General features: G+C 66.1%; 22 protein-coding genes. 16 read left to right on the top strand and 6 right to left on the bottom strand.

All coding sequences use genetic code 11. The features are described 5' to 3' along the window. Positions 1–684: an HAD-IA family hydrolase gene (locus AC1MH0_RS05895; protein WP_480965104.1), complete on the top strand. Its 684-nt coding sequence runs from the start codon at positions 1–3 to the stop codon at positions 682–684. Then, positions 681–1,040, top strand: coding sequence for a VanZ family protein (locus tag AC1MH0_RS05900; RefSeq protein ID WP_480965105.1), 360 nt, complete (start codon positions 681–683; stop codon positions 1,038–1,040). Before AC1MH0_RS05895 ends, AC1MH0_RS05900 begins: the two co-directional genes overlap by 4 nt. On the opposite strand, the gene AC1MH0_RS05905 is transcribed toward AC1MH0_RS05900, so the two are convergent. From AC1MH0_RS05905 to AC1MH0_RS05920, 4 genes are read right to left on the bottom strand one after another with little or no spacing between them, the layout of a single operon-like run. Next, entirely contained in the window at positions 1,037–2,023 is a 987-nt protein-coding gene (locus tag AC1MH0_RS05905) for a nucleotidyltransferase domain-containing protein (protein ID WP_480965106.1), read from the bottom strand. The two genes, AC1MH0_RS05900 and AC1MH0_RS05905, sit on opposite strands and share 4 nt — an antisense overlap. Further along, positions 2,020–2,880 (bottom strand): HprK-related kinase A, encoded by an 861-nt coding sequence (locus AC1MH0_RS05910; protein WP_480965107.1) that lies wholly within the window; start codon positions 2,878–2,880, stop codon positions 2,020–2,022. Before AC1MH0_RS05910 ends, AC1MH0_RS05905 begins: the two co-directional genes overlap by 4 nt. After that, complete coding sequence (locus tag AC1MH0_RS05915) at positions 2,877–3,152, bottom strand: HPr-rel-A system PqqD family peptide chaperone (protein WP_480965108.1); 276 nt, start codon at positions 3,150–3,152, stop codon at positions 2,877–2,879. Before AC1MH0_RS05915 ends, AC1MH0_RS05910 begins: the two co-directional genes overlap by 4 nt. A 4-nt stretch (positions 3,153–3,156) precedes the next feature. Continuing rightward, the gene (locus AC1MH0_RS05920; protein WP_480965109.1) at positions 3,157–3,591 is read right to left on the bottom strand and encodes a hypothetical protein; all 435 of its coding nucleotides are present in this window, start codon (positions 3,589–3,591) and stop codon (positions 3,157–3,159) included. Between the two features lie 214 nt (positions 3,592–3,805). On the opposite strand from AC1MH0_RS05920, the gene AC1MH0_RS05925 reads away from it, so the two are divergent. From AC1MH0_RS05925 to AC1MH0_RS05965, 9 genes are all read left to right on the top strand, one after another. Further along, positions 3,806–5,032: an ATP-binding protein gene (locus AC1MH0_RS05925; RefSeq protein WP_480965110.1), complete on the top strand. Its 1,227-nt coding sequence runs from the start codon at positions 3,806–3,808 to the stop codon at positions 5,030–5,032. Positions 5,033–5,078: 46 nt separating this feature from the next. Further along, a complete protein-coding gene (locus tag AC1MH0_RS05930) occupies positions 5,079–6,137 on the top strand; it encodes a substrate-binding domain-containing protein (RefSeq protein ID WP_480965111.1) in 1,059 nt (352 codons plus the stop codon). 340 nt (positions 6,138–6,477) lie between these two features. After that, positions 6,478–7,854, top strand: coding sequence for a phosphate ABC transporter permease subunit PstC (pstC, locus tag AC1MH0_RS05935; protein WP_480965112.1), 1,377 nt, complete (start codon positions 6,478–6,480; stop codon positions 7,852–7,854). Then, positions 7,847–9,145 carry a phosphate ABC transporter permease PstA gene (pstA, locus tag AC1MH0_RS05940; RefSeq protein WP_480965113.1) on the top strand — a complete coding sequence of 433 codons (1,299 nt, stop codon included), beginning with the start codon at positions 7,847–7,849 and terminating at the stop codon, positions 9,143–9,145. Before pstC ends, pstA begins: the two co-directional genes overlap by 8 nt. Beyond that, positions 9,145–9,924 (top strand): phosphate ABC transporter ATP-binding protein PstB, encoded by a 780-nt coding sequence (pstB, locus tag AC1MH0_RS05945; protein ID WP_107962677.1) that lies wholly within the window; start codon positions 9,145–9,147, stop codon positions 9,922–9,924. Before pstA ends, pstB begins: the two co-directional genes overlap by 1 nt. A gap of 14 nt (positions 9,925–9,938) precedes the next feature. After that, the gene (gene phoU, locus AC1MH0_RS05950; protein WP_056057297.1) at positions 9,939–10,628 is read left to right on the top strand and encodes a phosphate signaling complex protein PhoU; all 690 of its coding nucleotides are present in this window, start codon (positions 9,939–9,941) and stop codon (positions 10,626–10,628) included. Next, positions 10,628–11,320 (top strand): phosphate regulon transcriptional regulator PhoB, encoded by a 693-nt coding sequence (gene phoB / locus AC1MH0_RS05955; RefSeq protein WP_055873047.1) that lies wholly within the window; start codon positions 10,628–10,630, stop codon positions 11,318–11,320. The genes phoU and phoB overlap by 1 nt, the downstream gene beginning before the upstream one ends. A gap of 116 nt (positions 11,321–11,436) precedes the next feature. Further along, entirely contained in the window at positions 11,437–11,802 is a 366-nt protein-coding gene (locus tag AC1MH0_RS05960; protein ID WP_056489016.1) for a hypothetical protein, read from the top strand. Positions 11,803–11,900: 98 nt separating this feature from the next. Further along, positions 11,901–12,800 carry an SDR family NAD(P)-dependent oxidoreductase gene (locus AC1MH0_RS05965; protein WP_480965114.1) on the top strand — a complete coding sequence of 300 codons (900 nt, stop codon included), beginning with the start codon at positions 11,901–11,903 and terminating at the stop codon, positions 12,798–12,800. Between the two features lie 186 nt (positions 12,801–12,986). Here the strand turns inward: AC1MH0_RS05965 and AC1MH0_RS05970 are convergent, their stop codons facing one another. After that, positions 12,987–13,607: a S24 family peptidase gene (locus AC1MH0_RS05970; protein ID WP_480965115.1), complete on the bottom strand. Its 621-nt coding sequence runs from the start codon at positions 13,605–13,607 to the stop codon at positions 12,987–12,989. A gap of 125 nt (positions 13,608–13,732) precedes the next feature. Here AC1MH0_RS05970 and AC1MH0_RS05975 point away from each other — a divergent pair, with 125 nt between their 5' ends. From AC1MH0_RS05975 to AC1MH0_RS05990, 4 genes are all read left to right on the top strand, one after another. Continuing rightward, complete coding sequence (locus AC1MH0_RS05975) at positions 13,733–13,909, top strand: hypothetical protein (protein WP_165895153.1); 177 nt, start codon at positions 13,733–13,735, stop codon at positions 13,907–13,909. A 2-nt stretch (positions 13,910–13,911) separates the two neighbouring features. Then, a complete protein-coding gene (locus tag AC1MH0_RS05980) occupies positions 13,912–14,232 on the top strand; it encodes a hypothetical protein (protein ID WP_480965116.1) in 321 nt (106 codons plus the stop codon). A 67-nt stretch (positions 14,233–14,299) separates the two neighbouring features. Next, positions 14,300–15,484, top strand: a complete 1,185-nt coding sequence (locus tag AC1MH0_RS05985; RefSeq protein ID WP_353470429.1) for an acyl-CoA dehydrogenase — start codon at positions 14,300–14,302, stop codon at positions 15,482–15,484. Between the two features lie 73 nt (positions 15,485–15,557). Next, the gene (locus tag AC1MH0_RS05990; protein ID WP_480965117.1) at positions 15,558–16,691 is read left to right on the top strand and encodes a CaiB/BaiF CoA transferase family protein; all 1,134 of its coding nucleotides are present in this window, start codon (positions 15,558–15,560) and stop codon (positions 16,689–16,691) included. A gap of 61 nt (positions 16,692–16,752) precedes the next feature. Here the strand turns inward: AC1MH0_RS05990 and AC1MH0_RS05995 are convergent, their stop codons facing one another. After that, positions 16,753–18,048, bottom strand: a complete 1,296-nt coding sequence (locus AC1MH0_RS05995) for a sugar MFS transporter (RefSeq protein WP_480965118.1) — start codon at positions 18,046–18,048, stop codon at positions 16,753–16,755. Between the two features lie 105 nt (positions 18,049–18,153). Between AC1MH0_RS05995 and AC1MH0_RS06000 the strand changes: the two genes are divergently transcribed. Beyond that, positions 18,154–18,699 (top strand): (2Fe-2S)-binding protein, encoded by a 546-nt coding sequence (locus AC1MH0_RS06000; protein ID WP_480965119.1) that lies wholly within the window; start codon positions 18,154–18,156, stop codon positions 18,697–18,699. Positions 18,700–18,922: the final 223 nt, after the last annotated feature.

Genomic DNA, 18,922 nt, shown 5'->3' on the forward strand with positions numbered 1-18,922 from the left:
ATGACGCATTTTTTATTCGATATCGTCGGGTTCGACCTGGACGGCACGTTGCTCGACACGAGCGGCGACCTAGCCGCCGCGGTCAACCACGCGTTCGGCTCGATAAATCGACCGCCCCTTACCGTCGATGAGGTCAAACCGATGATCGGCGGCGGCGCGCGTCATATGCTCAAGCAGAGCCTGACCGCGACCGGCGGGTATGACGAACCTATGCTCGATGCGCTGCACGCCAAACTGCTCGCCTATTACGAGGCGAATATCTGCGTTCTCACAAAGCCTTACCCAGGTGTGATCGACGCGCTGGACGCTTTGGCTGCGAAGGGCGTGACGCTGGGGATCGTCACCAACAAAATCGAACGGTTCGCGCGGACCGTGCTGGGCGAACTCGGGCTGACCGATCGATTTGCATGCATCCTCGGCGGCGATACGATGGCGGAGTCGAAGCCCTCGCCGATGCCGATCCACGAGATGGTGAAGCTGTGTCGTGAAAGCGGGGGCGGCGGAGATCGCGCGGCGTTCGTCGGCGATTCGATCTTCGACATCCAGGCGGGGCAAGCGGCAGGTTTGCCGACGATCGCCTGCAGCTTCGGTTTTCTGATGCAGCCCGTGGCAGAGCTTGGTGCCGACGCGGTGATCGACGGTTTCGACGAACTCATCCCGATGCTCGAAAGGCTCGGCGCATGAACCGGACAACGCTCACGCGTGTCGCGCTGGTCGTGGCGATTGTATTCGCGGTCACGATGGCACTGTTACCCAAGCCTCCACACATGCCGACGGACCAGTTCGGTGACAAGTTCGAGCACATGCTCGCGTTCGCGACGATGGCGCTTTTGGCAGCGCTTTCGTTCCCGACCGCGCGGCTCTTCCGAATCGGCGAACGGCTGTCGTTCCTCGGCGCACTGATCGAGGTGCTGCAGTCGATCCCGTCGCTGCACCGGGACTGCGACATTCACGACTGGATCGCGGACACACTGGCGATCACGGTCGTGTTGCTCCTTGTGTGGTTTGCACGGCGGGGGCGTGGCGCCCGATTGAACTAGCTCGTGCGCCACTTGATCCAGAGGTGTCGAGCAAGCATCGCCGGGGGCATGCGAAGCCAGTGGGAGCGGACGTAGAAGGCGAAGCGCGTGAGAGGGCGGGTCGGCCTGCCCCAGTCGTCGCGTGCGGTGACGCGGCGGAAATAGGCGCGGTCGATACCGATCGCTTTGCCCTCGCCGAACAGCGTATCGACGAGCCTCAGCGACCGAGCCACCTCGTGGTGCAACCCGTGCTGCCGCGCCTCCGCCTCGAGCCCGGCGGTGCCGAATTCGTCGATTAGGCAGCGGACATCCCACAGGTTGCGCAGGCCGCCGGCGAGATCGCCGTCCGCGAACAGATGCGCGGCGGCATGGACGATCATGTCGTTCGGCGACAACATATGCAGCATATGCAGCCCATTTTGCAGCGCAGCGCTGTTGGCGATCAATGTATCGGCGTCGGGCGTGATCCGCGCGGTCAGCGGCAGGATCGTGTGGTGGACGTCGATCATCCGGTCGCGCTCGCGGTGGATCAGCGGCGGGAGTTCATGCATCCAGCGGCGGTAATAGGCGTCGTCATACGGGTCGGGCTTCACCCATTCCCAGCCTGCCGCGAGCAGTGCCGCCTCGACCGCGTCGATCGATTCACGCGGGACGAGAATGTCGAGGTCGCCGATCGAGCGGCCCTGCCCTGCCGACAAGCCTGCCGCGACGAACGCAGTGCCCTTCAGCAGGATGACCGGGCAATCGACCGCGGCCAGCGCTCGCCGCGCCATCTCCGCCTCCCAGAGCGCCGCGCGACGGCCGTGTTCGGCGGCGGCGCGCGCGTCGGCGAGGATCGCCTCTACCGCGACCGGCATCGGCAGGCCGTCGACCCGGATCGCCAGAGTACCGATCAACTGCTCCGCACGCGCCATCGCCAGCAGCGCGGTCCAGCCCTCCGCGTCGAGCCCGCCGACGCTGGCCGGATCGGCGAGCGCGCGGCCAAGAATTCGGGCGTCGCTCACAAGGCGGACCAGAGGGCTTCGACCTGCTTGATCGCGCTCGCGCCGTCGGGGTAATCGATCGCGACCGACGGCACGCCTGCGATCAGGCCCGTCAGCGCGCCGAACCCCGCCTCACCCAGCGCGACATAATTGGTCGAGGCCTGCGTCATCCGCACGAACGCTTCGGCAGGCGGCACCGGTCGCGCCTCCGCATCGAACCCATAGCGCGGAAACAGTAGCAGCGCCGGCGTGGCAGGCATGTCCATCGCCGCGATCGCGCGTGAGTCGGGAACCATGTGGCGAATGTCGCCCTTCGGCGTTGCCGGCATCAGCGGTCCCATCCGCGCCTGAGGCCAGGCGGCTTCGGCTGCGGCGATGGCGTCGTTCTTCAGGCTGATCAGCCGCGGGAAGGCATGAATCAAGCCGGTCGCGGGATCGAGCAACGCGAACTCGTCGCCCATGAACCGCCAGCCTTTCGCCGCCAGCAGGGTCGCCAGCGTCGACTTCCCCGCGCCCGAGATGCCGGTCATCAACAACGCCCGGCCATCGCGCTCGACCGCGGAGGCGTGGAGCAGCAGATACCGCCGGGCGCCGAGCGCCATCTGCAGGTTCATCGCCATCTCGGCGGCGAGCAAACCCTGCCGCAACGGCAACGGCGCGGCTTCGGGCAGCATATAATCGCCACCGATCTCCACGGAGGGACGCACGAACCTGCGCCAGGGGCGGCGTGCGAACAGGCGGACGGTGAAGTCGGGGATGCCGTCGCGCGGCTTGGGATAGTCGCGGTACAGGCTTTCCAGTTCGGCGATCGGCGCACGCCAGTCGGAGCCGATGCGGAAGCCGACCGGACCGATCCGCACGGAAAAGGCGTGCCTCATGTCCGCTCGACGAGCCCGGCTTCGACCAACTCGTCGAGCCGCGCCGCCAACGCCTCGCGCGTGCCGTCGGTGAGGTCGAAGTCCTGCGCCAGGCGGGCGAGCAGCGCGTCGAGCGAGACCGGCCCCTCCCCCAATACCGCCAATATCTGCGGCGCGGGCTCGGTCAACAGATGCGTGATCCCCGACGCGCGGTGATAGACCGCGGTGAATTCATCGAGCGGCGCGATCAGCAGGCCATTGTCGGGCGGTCCCCGAAAGATCGTCCCCGACACGGCCTCAGCCGCGCGGCATCTGCAACGATGCGAAGCAGGTGAAGCCGCCCTGGCCGCGCTGCAACCGGCGGATATATTTGACGTAGGCACGGCTGCGGTCCGAATCGACACCGGGCAGCGTGCTGCCGCTGGCCATCGCACGCTTGACCTCTTCGCCCTTGAACGCGCGGGTCGAGGGCGGGAATGCACCCTTGGTACGCGCCGGCACGACGCCGCCGTTCGCATCGATATAGCTGCCCGCGCGGCCTGGATCGGGAACCGGGATCTCGCAGTTCAACACCGAGCCGGCGGTTTGCGCGAGCGCCGGGCGAATCGACACGACCGCCCCCGCGGTCACCGCACCCAACGCCAGCACGCGGCGACGCGTCGGCACTCCGGCTTGCGCATCGCTATCCGGGCTTTCGGCCGGGTCCTGGTTGGGTTGCGTGTCGTCGCTCATGATGCCCCTGCTAGACCCTAGCCCTTTCACAATCCTGAAGCGCTGACAATATCGCCGCGCAAGCTGCGGTGCGACCGTGCCGGAGTAGGACGGCTTTGCCGCCGCCTGCAAGATCGTGGGAAGTCGCTGCGACGCACGAACGCAGCATACCGGTTTGCGCGTCATCGCTGTATGGCGCGAGGCGTGGACGCCGATTCCGTCCGAGGAGACCGCAATGCTTTCCGGATTTGGGCTGCGTACGTTCTGGGCGATCGTCGTGGTCGTCGTGGCTGCGGTGGCGGTATTTGCCATCACGCGCGACGTTCAGGGTGCGATCGTCGCGCTGGTCGGTGGCATCGCCGCCGCGCTGGTCGCGGCCGGCACCGGGGACGAGGCGCCGGCGACGGACGACTCGGCCGGCGTGTCGCCGTCGGTGCTCGACGACGTCCTCGACGCGATCGTCGCGCCGGTGATGCTGGTGGAGGACGGCCGCGTGATCGTCGCCAACCGCGCCGCGCGGACATTGCTCGGCACGCATATCCTCGGCGAGGACGCGCGCGTCGCGATCCGCCACCCCGCCGCCGCCGAGCGCCTTGGGACGCCGGGACCTATTGATGGTGAGCGGCCGATCGAGCTCGTCGGGCTCGGCACGCGCGATCAACGCTGGGAGATGCTGCTCAGCGAGACCTCGGAAGGCCAGCGCATCGTCCACCTCGTCGACCAGACCGGCAACTATGCCGCCGAGCGGATGCGGATCGATTTCGTCGCCAATGCGAGCCACGAACTGCGCACGCCGCTGGCGTCGATTCTCGGGTTCATCGAGACTCTGCGTGACGAGGCGGGCGAAGATGCGGAGGTCCGTGCGCGGTTCCTGAAGGTGATGGACGACGAGGCGCGGCGAATGCAGCGGCTGGTCGAGGATCTGATCTCGTTGTCGCGAATCGAGGCGGAGAAGTTTCGCCTGCCCGACCAGGCGGTCGATTTCGCGCAGCTTGTCGAGGACACGCGCGAGGAACTGGCCGATGCCGCGGGCGATCGCGGGCATGATCTGGTCGCGACGATCGATCCAAACCTCTCATCGGTGTCGGGGGATCGGGTGCAGTTGTCGCAGATGCTCCACAACCTCATCGGCAACGCGATGAAATATGGGCGCGCAGGGACGCCGGTGACGATCGAACTGAAGCGCGACGATGCCGGAATGATCCGCCTGTCGATCCGCGACGAGGGCGACGGGATCGCCGCGGTGCATATTCCGCGGCTGACCGAGCGCTTCTATCGCGCGGACGCGGGGCGCAGCCGGTCGCTGGGCGGTACGGGGCTAGGTCTGGCCATCGTCAAGCACATCGTCGAGCGGCACCGCGGGCGGCTCGATATCGCAAGTCAGGTCGGTGTCGGGACGGTGGTTTCCGTCATCCTGCCCCCGAGCGGCGGGACTGCCAAAGGTGCTGTCATAAAAGGGTAACCCAACTGTCACACAGGATCGTCTTAAGTACCGCTAAGGCCGGTGCATGACGGGAATTCTGGTGCAGCGGTTCGTTCTTCTTGGAGTGTTGGGTGCCTTGGCAGCGTGCGTCGATCAGGCGAACGGCGGCGGTGCGGGCTCGCGTGACCAGATCACCGCGGTCGGGTCGTCGACGGTCTATCCGTTCACGACGATGATCGCCGAACAGCTTGTCGCGAACGATCCCGATGCGAAGGCGCCGGTGATCGAATCGACCGGGACCGGGGCTGGCATGAGGCTGTTCTGTGCGGGCGTCGGCGCGGCGCATCCCGATATCGAGGACGCATCGCGGCGGATGAAGGCGAGCGAGTACGCGACGTGCGCGAAGAACGGCGTGCGCGACGTGATCGAGATCCAGGTCGGAATCGACGGCATCGCCTTTGCCGAGGCGAAGAACGGCCCGAAGATGCAGCTGACGCCGACCGATCTCTACAAGGCACTGGCCGCCAATCCGGGGGGCAAGGTGAACACGGCTCGGGTGTGGCGCGACGTCAATCCTGCGCTGCCCGCGGTGCTTATCCAGGTTTACGGGCCACCGGCGACCAGTGGCACGCGCGATGCGCTGGCCGAGCTGATCCTTACCAAGGGATGCGAGGCTAGCGATCCTTCGGCGAAGGCGCTCGCGAAGTCCGATGCCGAGGCGCACAAGGCGCTGTGTACGCGGGTGCGCGAGGACGGGGTGTATGTCGATGCGGGCGAGAACGACAATCTGATCGTCCAGAAACTCCAGTCGAACCCCAATGCGATCGGCGTGTTCGGGTACAGCTATCTCGAAGAGAACAAGGACGACGTGAACGGGGTATCGATCTCGGGCGTCGCGCCGACCTATGCGACGATCGCGGACAATGCGTATCCGGGGTCTCGGCCGCTATATATCTATGTGAAGAAGGCACATCTTACCGCGATTCCGGGACTGCGGAATTTGCTTAAGCTGTATGCGGCGAACTGGGGGGCGGCGGGGCCGTTGGTTAAGCGGGGGTTGATTGCTTCGCCGGCTGAGATCCAGGCGCGGTCGGCGGCGATCATCGCGAATGAGACTGTGCTGGATCCGGCGGTTTTGTCGTGATGGGTTTTTCGTCCAACCGCACTCCCGTCCTAGTTCCCCCGCGGACGCGGGGGCCCAGGAGCCAAGCGCGCTATCCTGGCTTAGCTGGGCCCCCGCGTCCGCGGGGGAACGATACTTCGGCGGTCACAACCTCGAATGACTCGGCGGTCACGGCTTCGCATAACAAAGCAACCACCCCGGCGAAGGCCGGGGCCCAATTGGGCACCATTGCATTGGTGTTCGCAGCGCCCCGTTACCCCGACCTTTCCAATTGGACCCCGGCCTTCGCCGGGGGGGAGTCTCTCCCCCGGGTGCTCCATCGGGTGTATGCCGGAATAATAGCATCGGGAGGACCCGCCTGATGTCCCCCATCGCTCTTCTCTTCCTAGTCCTCGGCCTGGGCCTGATCGGCTGGCTGACCGCGCGCGTCCGCGCCACGGGGTTCCGCGCCGGCAGCACCGTGCGGTTCAGTTCGCTGCCGTCGCACCACGGCTGGTACGTCGCGCTGTGGACCGCGATCCCGCCGCTCGTATTCCTCGTCGTCTGGTCGATGACCGCGCCGGCGCTCGTCACCGATGCTGTGCTTGCCACGCCAGCCGCGATCCAGCTCCCGCCCCCCGGCTTCGACCGCGCCTCGATCCTGTCGGAAGCGCGCAGCCTCGCGGAAGGTCGCAGCTTCGGCGCGTTCCATGGGCTCGCCCGCACGCTCGCCCCGTCCTACGCCGCGGCGCAATCGCGCTACGACTGGATCGCCACCGCCGCCGCGTTGCTGCTCGCCTTTGCCGGCGGCGCGTTCGCCTTCACCCGCGTGAAGCCCGGGTTCGGCGCGCGGACTCAGGTGGAGCGGGTCGTGATGCTGATGCTGCTTGGCGCATCGCTGATCGCGATCCTGACCACGGTCGGCATCGTCGCCTCGCTGCTGTACGAGTCCGCGCGGTTCTTCTCGGTCGTCCCGATCACCGATTTCCTGTTCGGCACGCACTGGAGCCCGCAGGTCATCGACGGGCGCGATCCGGGCGCGTCGCTCGGCGCGGTGCCGCTGTTCTGGGGGACGTTCTTCATCGGCGCGGTGATCGCGATGATCGTCGCCATTCCCTTTGGTTTGATGAGCGCGATCTACCTCACGCAATATGCAGCGCCCAACACGCGCAAGTGGATGAAGCCGATCCTCGAGGTGCTCGCGGGCGTGCCGACCGTCGTCTACGGCTATTTCGCCGCGCTGACCGTCGCGCCCGCGGTGCGCGACCTCGCCGTATCGGTCGGGATCAGTTGGGCGTCGTCGGAAAGCGCGCTCGCCGCGGGTCTCGTGATGGGCATCATGATCATCCCGTTCGTGTCGTCGATGGCGGACGATTCGATCGCCGCGGTCCCGTCGTCGATGCGCGACGGCAGCCTCGCGATGGGCGCGACCTCGTCCGAGACGATCCGCCGCGTGCTGCTCCCGGCCGCCCTGCCCGGCGTCGTCGGCGGCGTATTGCTCGCGGTCAGCCGCGCGATCGGCGAGACGATGATCGTCGTGATGGCCGCCTCCGGCGTCGCGACGCTGACGCTCAACCCCTTCGCCAGCACCACGACGGTCACCAAGCAGATCGTCGACCTGCTGACTGGCGAGGCCGAGTTCGACAGCCCCAAGACGCTCGCCGCGTTCGCGCTGGGCCTGACGCTGTTCGTGGTGACGCTCCTTCTCAACATCGTCGCGCTGCGCGTCGTCAAACGGTACCGCGAAGCCTATGAGTGACACGCTCGTGCCCCAGATTCCTGTGACGAATGCGGAGCCCGTGCGCCGCGTGCCGACCGACTGGACGACGCAGGCGATGCAATCGCGCATCCGCCGTCGCTATGCATCCGAGCGCCGCTTCCGCTTCGCCGGGCTCGCCGCGGTATGGCTGTCCGCTGCGTTCCTCGCCTATCTGCTGATCACGATGGTGATGCAGGGCGCAAGCGGTTTCGTCGAGACGCGCGTGTCGCTCCCGATCGATCTCGCCGCCGCCAAGCTGCCGATCGAGCCCGCGCGCTTGGTCGGTCGCGGTGCCGATCTCGCGCTTGCCGGCGCAGGGCTCGAAGGCACCGTCGATTCCGCCGCGACCAAGGCGTTCGGCAAGGACGGCACCGATCTTCTCTCCGACGGCGCCTGGGCGGTGGTCCGCGATGCGATCAAGGCCGATCCGTCGCTGCTCCAGCGGAAGACCGTGTTCGAAGTTCCCGTCTCCAGCCCGATCGACGTCGCCGCCAAGGGCAACGGCACGCGCGATGCCGAAGCGATCGTCGCGCGGCTGAGGGCGAGCGGCGCGCTGACCCGTGGGTTCAACGCGGGCTTCCTCACCTCGGCGGACTCGACCGATGCCACCCGCGTCGGGATCTGGGGCGCGTTCAAGGGCTCACTGCTGACGATGATCGTCACGTTGCTGCTGGCCTTCCCGATCGGCGTGCTGTCGGCGCTGTACCTCGAGGAATATGCGCCGAAGAACCGCTGGACCGACCTGATCGAGGTTTCGATCAACAACCTCGCCGCGGTGCCGTCGATCATCTTCGGTCTGCTCGGGTTGGCCGTTTTCCTCGGCACGTTCGGCATGCCGCGCTCGGCACCTATAGTGGGCGGCCTGACGCTCGCGCTGATGACGATGCCCGTCATCGTCATCGCCGGGCGCAACGCGATCAAGGCGGTGCCGCCGTCGATCCGCGACGCCGCGCTCGGGATCGGCGCATCACCGGTGCAGGTCGTCTTCCACCACGTCCTGCCGCTCGCGCTGCCCGGTATCCTCACCGGCACGATCATCGGCATGGCGCGTGCGCTCGGCGAGACCGCGCCGCTGCTGATGATCGGCATGCGCGCGTTCATCGCTGCCCCGCCGTCCGGGCTGAGCGATCCAGCGACCGTGCTGCCTGTCCAGATTTTCCTGTGGTCCGATCAGGTCAGCCGCGGCTTCGTCGAGAAGACCTCCGCCGCGATCATCGTCCTGCTCGTGTTCCTGCTCGCGATGAACGGCGTCGCGATCTACCTCCGCAACCGATTCGAGACCCGCTGGTGATGCCAAAACCTTTCAAGCCTCCCATCCTCAAGATGACGGCGCGCAACGTCTCCGTCGCCTATGGCAGCAAGATCGCGATCAACGACGTCTCGATCGACGTCGACCAGGACGAGGTGGTCGCGTTCATCGGCCCGTCGGGCTGCGGCAAGTCGACCTTCCTGCGCACGCTAAACCGCATGAACGACACCGTCGCCAGCGCGCGCGTCACCGGCGAGATCAAGCTCGACGGCCAGGACATCTATTCGCCCGACATGGACGTGGTGCAGCTGCGTGCCCGCGTCGGCATGGTGTTCCAGAAGCCCAACCCGTTCCCGAAATCGATCTACGAGAACGTCGCCTACGGCCCGCGCATCCACGGGCTGGCGGGCGCGAAGGCGGATCTCGACCGGATCGTCGAGAAGTCGCTGCGGCGGGCCGGCCTGTGGGACGAGGTCAAGGATCGGCTGAGCGACAGCGGCACCGCGTTATCGGGCGGTCAGCAGCAGCGTCTCTGTATCGCCCGCGCGATTGCGGTCGATCCCGAGGTCATCCTGATGGACGAGCCGTGCTCGGCACTCGATCCGATCGCGACCGCCAAGATCGAGGAACTGATCCACGAACTGCGCGGCCGCTACGCGATGGTGATCGTCACGCACAACATGCAGCAGGCGGCGCGCGTCAGCCAGAAGACCGCGTTCTTCCACCTCGGCACGCTGGTCGAATACGGCAACACTTCGGACATCTTCACCAATCCCCGCGAAGAGCGGACCAAGGATTACATCACTGGCCGCTACGGCTGAGTGGGGAAACGACCATGAACACGCATACGGTCAAGGCCTTCGACAACGACATCGGCGAGCTCCGCGGGTTGATCTCGCAGATGGGCGGGCTCGCCGAGGACGCGATCGACAAGGCGATGCAGGCGCTGCAACGCAACGACCTCGCGCTCGCTGAACAGGTGCGCGTCGCCGACAAGCAGATCGACGTCATCGAGGCGGAGGTCGAGCGGCTCGCTGTGCGGATCATCGCGTTGCGCGCGCCGATGGCGGTCGATCTTCGCGAAGTCGTCGCCGCGCTGAAGATCGCCGGCGTCGTCGAGCGGATCGGCGATTACGCCAAGAACATCGCCAAGCGCGTGCCGATGATCGAGAGCGAGCACCGGATCGAGCCGATCTCGATCCTGCCGGCGATGGGCCGGATGGCGAGCGAGATGGTCCACGACGTGCTCGACGCGTTCGCCGCGCGCGACCCCGAGGAAGCCGTCCGCGTCGTCGAGTGCGACAATGCGCTCGACGATTTCTACGACAGCATCTTCCGCACGCTCGTCACCTACATGGTCGAGAACCCCAGGACGATCGGCCAGGTCGCGCATCTGCTGTTCGTCGCCAAGAACCTCGAGCGGATCGGCGATCACGCCACCAACGTCGCCGAGATGGTCTATTTCGCCGCGACCGGCACGCAGATGGTCGATCGCGAACGCGGCATAAAGAAGGAGCAGGCATAATGGCACGCGCGAAAATGCTGTTGGTCGAAGACGATGCTGCGCTGGCCGAATTGCTGGTCTGGCATTTCAAGCGCGAGGATTTCGAGATCGCGCATACCCCGGATGGCGAGGAAGCGCTGCTGCTCGCCAAGGAGAAGGTGCCCGACATCGTCCTGCTCGACTGGATGGTCGAGGGGCTGTCGGGGATCGAGGTGTGTCGCCGCCTGCGCCGCGCACCCGAGACGCAGAACGTGCCGATCATCATGCTGACCGCTCGCGGTGAGGAAGAGGATCGCGTGCGCGGGCTCGAAACCGGTGCCGACGATTACGTGACCAAGCCATTCTCGCCGCGCGAACTCGTCGCGCGTGTGGGTGCGGTGTTGCGCCGCGTCCGTCCTGCCCTCGCCGGTGAAGCGCTCAGCTATGCCGACATCGAGATGGACACGGTCGGCCACAAGGTCCGTCGTTCGGGCGAGGTCGTGTCGCTCGGACCAACCGAGTTCCGGCTGCTGAAGCATTTCCTCGAGCATCCCGGCTGGGTGTTTTCGCGCGAGCGGCTGCTCGATGCGGTGTGGGGGCATGACTCGGATATCGAGAGCCGGACGGTCGACGTGCACATCCGTCGGCTGCGGAAAGCGATCAACGTCGGCGAGCGTCCGGACATTATCCGCACCGTCCGTTCGGCGGGGTATTCGCTCGATACGGGCGGGTAAGGACTCTGTCCCGCGATGGGGCGAATGGAATCGGATGCGAAACGAAGGACCCAAGCGCGACTTAGTGCGTTCAGACGTCGCGCTACCAAAATGGTGCACCCATTTAGGAGATTCACATGAAGTCCATCCTTCTCGCCGCTGCCGCTCTTCTCGCGTCGCCCGTGATTGCCCAGACGACGCCGCCGGCAGACCCCGCCGCGCAGACCGCACCGGCCGATCCCGCGATGCAGACGGCACCGGCCGATCAGGCTGCCCCTGCCGACCCCGCAGCGCCTGCTGCACCGGCGGATCAGGCAATGGCCGCTCCTGCCGATCCGGCAGCGGCACCAGCCGCACCTATGGCAGGCGCACCGATGGCGCCTGGCGCGGGTCGCGTGACGTTCGGCCAGCCGACGGTAACGCCGCCGACGCCAGCACCGGCGACGTATCCGGTGTGCTCGAAGACGGTCAAGGACGGCTGCCGCAACCGCGGCGGCAAGTAACTGACGTCTGCGTAGGTGGCGGATCTATCCGCCGCTTGCACGGCTAGCTTTACGTTCTAGGAAAGGCGCTCCAACGATAAGAGAGGAGCGCCTTTTCCATGTCTATTCGCTTTGATGGCCGGGTTGCCATCGTGACCGGTGCGGGTGGCGGCTTGGGGCGCGAATATGCGCTCGAACTCGCTCGCCGCGGCGCGAAAGTCGTCGTCAACGATCTCGGTGCGTCCCGCGACGGCACCGGCCATTCCGACGCCGCGCTGAAAGTCGTCGAGGAAATCGAGGCTGCCGGCGGCGAAGCGATGTCGAACGGCGGCAGCGTCACCGACTACGACCAGATGGTCGAAATGGTCGCCCGCGCTTCCGAGAAATGGGGCGGCGTCCACATCCTCATCAACAACGCCGGCGTGTTGCGCGACAAGAGCTTCGCCAAGATGGAGCCCGCGGACTTCAAGTTCGTCGTCGACGTCCACCTCAACGGCTCGGCCAACGCCACCAAGGCGGTGTGGGACACGATGCGCGGCCAGAATTACGGCCGCATCCTGATGACCGCATCCTCGACCGGTCTTTACGGCAATTTCGGCCAGGCAAATTATGGTGCGGCCAAACTCGGCCTCGCCGGCCTGACCAAGACGCTCGCAATCGAGGGCGCGAAGAACAATATCAAGGTTAACACGATCGCGCCGACCGCGGGCACGCGGATGACGCAGGACATCTTCCCCGAGGAAGCGTTCAAGGCGTTCTCCCCCGACAAGGTCGCGCCTGCCGCGGTGTTCCTCGTGTCGGAAGATGCGCCGACCAACATGATCGTCGGCGCGGGCGCCGGCGTGTTCCAAGCGGCGTACGTGACGCTGACACAAGGCAAGCTGCTGACGGGCGACGACCTTTCGGTTGAAGGTGTCGCGGCACATTGGGACGCGATCATCGACCGCGCGGGCGAGATCGTCCCGCAGTCTGGCTCGGAACAGTCGATGACTATCCTGAGCAAGTTGCAGGGGCGCTGACGGTCGCACTTAGTCCAGGTCGCAGAACGCCATCGTAAACGATCCTCCCCCGCCAGGGGGAGGTGGCAGGCGTCAGCCTGACGGAGGGGGCGGCATGAGATACGGTCCGTGCCGTGCCCTCCCCCTCCGTCACCTTCGGTGCCACCTCCCCCTAGCGGGGGAGGATCAGAGCATCGACCGTCACCCTTATCGCGGCTCGCGCATTTGCCAGACTACGCGGCCGATGACGGCGATCGCTCCGTCCGGCACAGCCGCCGCGTCCGGGTTATCGCTCTTCGCCACCAGCGCTCCCCGTACCAAGGCGACGCGCTTCACCATCACCGCGTCGTCGATCCGGATGACATATACACCTCCCTTTGCGCGCGGCGTACGGTCGGCCGTGTCGACCACGATGTGATCGCCGTCGAACAGTCCCGGCTCCATCGAATTGCCGCGCACGCGGATGATCGCCGCCTGCCCGTCCCTTAGCAAGAGTTTCCGCGCAAGGCCGGGGTCGAGCGTATCGGTGCCGAGCACGATCTCGCCATCGACCAGCGCGCCCGGCCCCGCCGACGCCGCGACGTCGAGCTTGCGGACGCGAAACCCTGCCGGCCGGTCGGCGGGCGCACCCAGCGTCGCTTCGCTCACACCCAGATAGTCCGACAGCAATCGGCGGTCGCGTTCGCCGAGCACCCGCGGCGATCCACGCCTGACATATTGCTGAAGGTACGCCGCGTTGCGCCCCAGCATCGCCGACAATGCCGCCAGACTGTCGCCACGCGCCGCGGCCAGCGTCGCCAGCGCGGTTCTTGGATCGGGATCGGACACGGTTCTAGCCACGCCCGAACCGTAGCGTAGGAATTTTCCTAGACAAGTAGGATTTGCCGGAACAGATCATGAACACAGGCGAAGACTCGGGCGGGGTCTTGGGCTAGGAACAGGAAGGAGCGACCATGTCCGTTCTCATCAAGATCGACCGATATCTGCGGCAGACCGGCATGCCGACGTCGAAATTCGGCCGGTTGGCGGTCGGCGATCCGCGGTTGGTCCACGATCTCCGACTTGGTCGCCAGCCGCGCGCGCCGATGGTCGCGCGGATCGAAACCTTCATAGAACGGCACGGATCGTGAGGATGGACGCGATCCGTGGCCCCGATGCGGGCACGCTGTTGATCCGCGCGCTCCGCGGCCATGCGGGGGCGGCAGGCCTGACGATGCACGTCGAGTCGATCGCGTGCACGCCCTGGGCGAGCGCTACGTTCGTCGGTACGCTGCACCGGCTGACGATCGCGGCAGTGCCCGTACCCGGTCTTCGAGACTGGATCGAAGCGTTGCCCGAAGCGGAGTTCGCGGTGCGCGGGCATATCGTCGCCGATCTCGTGGTCGACCGCATCGAGACGATCGGCGACCGCGAGCATGTGACGATCGCGGTGCTGACGCTGATCGACGCGTAAACATCTCGTCAGGGGTGGACTTTCGCTGGCCGAACCACGAAGTCGGCGGTCAACGAAGGAGATTCATATGGCCGGGATGGGCAAGTTCGACTGGGCGGATCCGTTCCTGCTCGACGATCAGTTGAGCGAGGACGAGCGGATGATCCGCGACAGCGCGAAGGCCTATGCCGACGACAAGCTCGCGCCCCGGATCATCGACGCGTTCCAGCACGAGCATACCGATCCCGCGATTTTCCGCGAGATGGGTGCGCTCGGGTTGCTCGGGCCGACGATCCCCGAGGAATATGGCGGCGTCGGTGCGTCCTATGTCGCGTACGGTCTGGTCGCGCGCGAGGTGGAGCGGATCGACTCGGGCTATCGCTCGATGATGTCGGTGCAGTCGAGCCTCGTGATGTACCCGATCAACGCGTTCGGGTCCGAAGAGCAGAAGCGCAAATACCTGCCCAAGCTCGCGACCGGCGAGTGGATCGGCTGCTTCGGGCTGACCGAGCCGGATGCGGGTTCCGATCCCGGCGGGATGACGACGCGCGCGAAGAAGACGGCCAACGGCTATGTGATCTCGGGCGCGAAGACGTGGATCTCGAATTCGCCGATCGCCGACGTGTTCGTGATCTGGGCGAAGTCGGACGATCATGGCGGCGGGATTCGCGGCTTCATCCTGGAGCGCGGGATGAAAGGGCTGGAGACGCCCAAGATCGAGGGCAAGCTCTCCTTGCGCGCGTCGATCACCGGCATGGTGATGATGGACGAGGTCGAGGTCGGCGACGACGCGCTGCTGCCCGACGTGCAGGGATTGAAGGGGCCGTTCGGGTGCCTCAACCGGGCTAGGTACGGGATTTCGTGGGGAGCGTTGGGCGCGGCGGAGTTCTGTTTTCATGCCGCGCGACAGTACGGGCTGGATCGTAACCAGTTCGGCACGCCGCTCGCCGGACGGCAGCTGTTCCAGAAGAAGCTGGCAGACATGGAGACCGAGATCGCGCTCGGGTTGCAGGCGTCGTTGCGCGTCGGGCGGTTGATGGACGAGGGCCGTTTCGCGCCGGAGATGGTCTCGATCGTCAAGCGCAACAACGTCGGCAAGGCGCTCGATATCGCGCGGATGAGCCGGGACATGCATGGCGGCAACGGGATTTCGGGTGAGTATCAGGTGATGCGCCACCTGATGAACCTGGAGACGGTCAACACGTACGAGGGCGCCCATGACGTGCATGCGCTGATCCTTGGGCGCGCGATCACGGGTATCGCTGCGTTTTGATCGAATTAGGCAGTTTGTTTCCCCGCGAAGGCGGGGACCCAGTCTGGGCTCCCGCCTTCGCGGGAGAACATAGGTGAAGGACACGCCCCTCGCCGGTTTGAAGGTGGTCGAACTCGCCCGGATCCTTGCGGGTCCTTGGGCAGGACAGGTTCTTGCCGATCTCGGTGCCGTGGTGGTCAAGATCGAAAGCCCGACCGGCGACGACACGCGAACCTGGGGGCCGCCGTTCATCGACAACCCCGACGGCACGCGCGACGCTGCGTATTTCCATGCCGCCAATCGGGGCAAGCGGTCGGTCGTGGCTGACTTTACCACGCCTGAAGGGCAGGCGATCGTCCGCGAGTTGATCGCCGACGCCGATGTCGTGATCGAGAACTTCAAGGTCGGCGGGCTCGTAAAATACGGGCTCGACTACGCTGCGCTGGCTGCGATCAATCCGCGGTTGGTGTATTGCTCGATCACCGGGTTCGGGCAGGACGGGCCCTACGCCCCCCGCGCTGGCTACGACTTCATCGTCCAGGGGATGAGCGGGATCATGGACCTGACCGGCGAGCCGGACGGCGCGCCGCAGAAGATCGGCGTCGCGTTCGCCGACATCATGACCGGGCTGTACTCCGTGATCGCGATCCAGGCGGCGCTGGCGATGCGCGAGCGGACCGGCAAGGGTCAGCAGATCGACATGGCGTTGCTCGATACGATGACGGGGGTGCTGGCGAACCAGGCGATGAACTGGTTCGCGAGCGGGGTGTCGCCGACGCGGGTCGGGAATGCGCATATGAACGTGTGTCCGTATGCGGTTTTCCCGACCAGCGATGGGTGGTTCATCCTGGCGGTCGGGAATGACGGGCAGTTCGGGCGGTTCTGCGACGCGATGGGGTTGGCCGAGATGCGCGACGATTCGCGGTTCGCGACCAATGCGGGGCGATTGGCGTTCAAGGATGTGTTGTTTGCGGGGATAGAGGCGGCGACGTCTTTGGTGCCTAAGCTGGCGTTGCTGGCGCGGCTGGAGGCGGTGGGGGTGCCGGCTGGGCCGATCAATACGGTCGCGCAGGCTTTCGAGGATCCGCAGGTCATCGCGCGAGGGATGGCGATTGAAGTCGCGCGGCCGGATGGGTCTTTGGTGCTGGGGCTGCGTACGCCGATCCGGTTTTCCGATGCGGATCTCGCGACCGGGCGGGCCGCGCCGATGTTGGGGTCTACCGACTAAGCATGTGTCCCCGCGAAGGCGGGGACACAGTCTGGGCCCCCGCCTTCGCGGGGGAACGCGCTTAATAGCCCGCTTCGACCACCGGCTTCCGGGCATACAAACCGTACGCTAGGATCAGTGCGTAGCAGATCGCCGGGAGCAGCAGCGCGAAGTGCAGGCTGCCCGACTTGTCCGCCAGCATCCCCGTCAGATACGGGACAATCGCGCCGCCGACGATCGCCGTGGCGATGACGCCCGAGCCTTCCGCCGCACGCTTGCCGAGACCTTCGGACGCGAGGCTGAAGATCGTCGGGAACATCACCGCGTTCATCAGGCCGATCGCCAGCAACGCCCAGCCCGACAGCGCGCCCTCGGTGTTCGCCGAGATCAGGATCAGCGCCAGCGTGCCCGTCGCGACGCCCGCGAGCACCTTGCCCGGCGACACCTTGTTCAGCACGTACGCGCCGATGAACCGGCCGACCAGCGCGCCGCCCCAGTAGAACGGCACGTGCTTGCCCGCGGCGACGTCGCTCAGGCCCATCACGCTCGGCTGCATCAGGTAATTGACGATCAGCGAGCCGACCGCGACTTCGGCGCCGACGTACAGGAAGATGCACGCCGTCCCCATCGCGAAACGCGGGCGCTTCAGCAACGTGAACGCATGGAAGATGCTGCCGGTCTGGTCCTGCTCCTCGTTGAGCCGGTTGCGGCGGGTCCACACCACCGCGGCGACGATCAGCAGCGCGATCGCGAGGCCGATATAAGTGTGCACGACGGTCCGCGACGATTCCGTCCGGTACGCGTCGAGCGCGGCGCCGGTGAGCGTCGACGAGTCGACCGTCGCCAGCCCGCCGAGGATCAGCGCGGAGCCGACATACGGGAAGATGGTGGTGCCGAGCGAGTTGAACGCCTGCGCGAACGTCAGCCGGCTCGAGGCGGACTTGGGATGACCGAGCGCCGAGATCAGCGGGTTGGCGACGACCTGCACCACGGTGATGCCGGCGCCGAGCACGAACAGCGCGAACAGGAACATGCCGAAGCTCGCCTGCCCTGCGGCGGGGATGAACAACAGGCAGCCCGCGGTCATCGTCACGAGGCCGATCGACGCGGTCCGCATATAGCCGGCCTTGCGCACGATCGCCGCGGCGGGGATCGAGAACAGCGCATAGGCGAGGAAGAATGCCGACTGGACCAGCATCGCGGTCGCGTGGTCGAGCGTGAAGAGCTCTTTCATCTTCGGGATGATGATGTCGTTCAGCGATGTGATGCCGCCGAAGATGAAGAACAGCGCGAACACGAACACGCGCAGGTCGGGCGCGTCGTAGCCGTGGCTGGCATCGCCTCCGGCCGCTGGTGTGGATTTGGTATCGACGTGCATCGTGGTGCGCCCCCTCGCGGTATTATCTGCGCGACATAAGCCGGGGCGGCAGCGCGTGGCAATGCCGCGTGGTGCGATCCGTCCCGGCGAGCTAGGACGGCGGGCATGAGCCGCTTCACCGTCAACAACGAACCGATCGAATACAAGCTCGACAACGAGACGCCGCTGCTGTGGGCACTGCGCGATGCGTCGAACCTGACGGGGACCAAATATGGCTGCGGCATCGGGCAGTGCGGCGCGTGCACGGTCGACATCGATGGACGTGCCGTGCGGAGTTGCCGGGTGCCGATCGGGTCGATCGAGGGCGCGTACGTCACGACGATCGAGGGACTGTCGCGCGAACGCAATCATCCGGTGCAGCTGGCTTTTATCGCGGTGTCGGTGTCGCAATGCGGGTTCTGCATTCCGGGGATGATCATGGCGGCGGCGGCGTTGCTGAAGCGCAATGCCGACCCGAGCGAAGCGCTGATCCGCGAGCAGATCACGAACCTGTGCCGATGCGGGGTGTATCCTCGGGCGGTCGAGGCGATCCAACGCGCCGGAAGGGCGACGCGGGGGGAAGAGGTTATCCCCGCCGGACCGCGGCCGGGGATCGATCCGGCGGACTCCGCGCGGCTGGTGCCGGCGCTGGTTCCGCCGCCGACGCGGTAGCGCACGCTCCACTACCCAACCAAAGCATGTTCTCCCGCGAAGGCGGGAGTCCAGTCTGGGCTCCCGCCTTCGCGGGAGAACAAGGAAGAGCGAGATGTCTGTGATGACTCGGTAGCGTACCCGATTACAGCCCGCGTAACTGCCGCTACCCCTGCTGCACCACCCCGGCGAAGGCCGGGGCCCAACTGGAACGTCCAAGGTAATTGGTCGCGCGCCTTGTTAC

This window comes from Sphingomonas sp. AP28 (assembly GCF_056680455.1).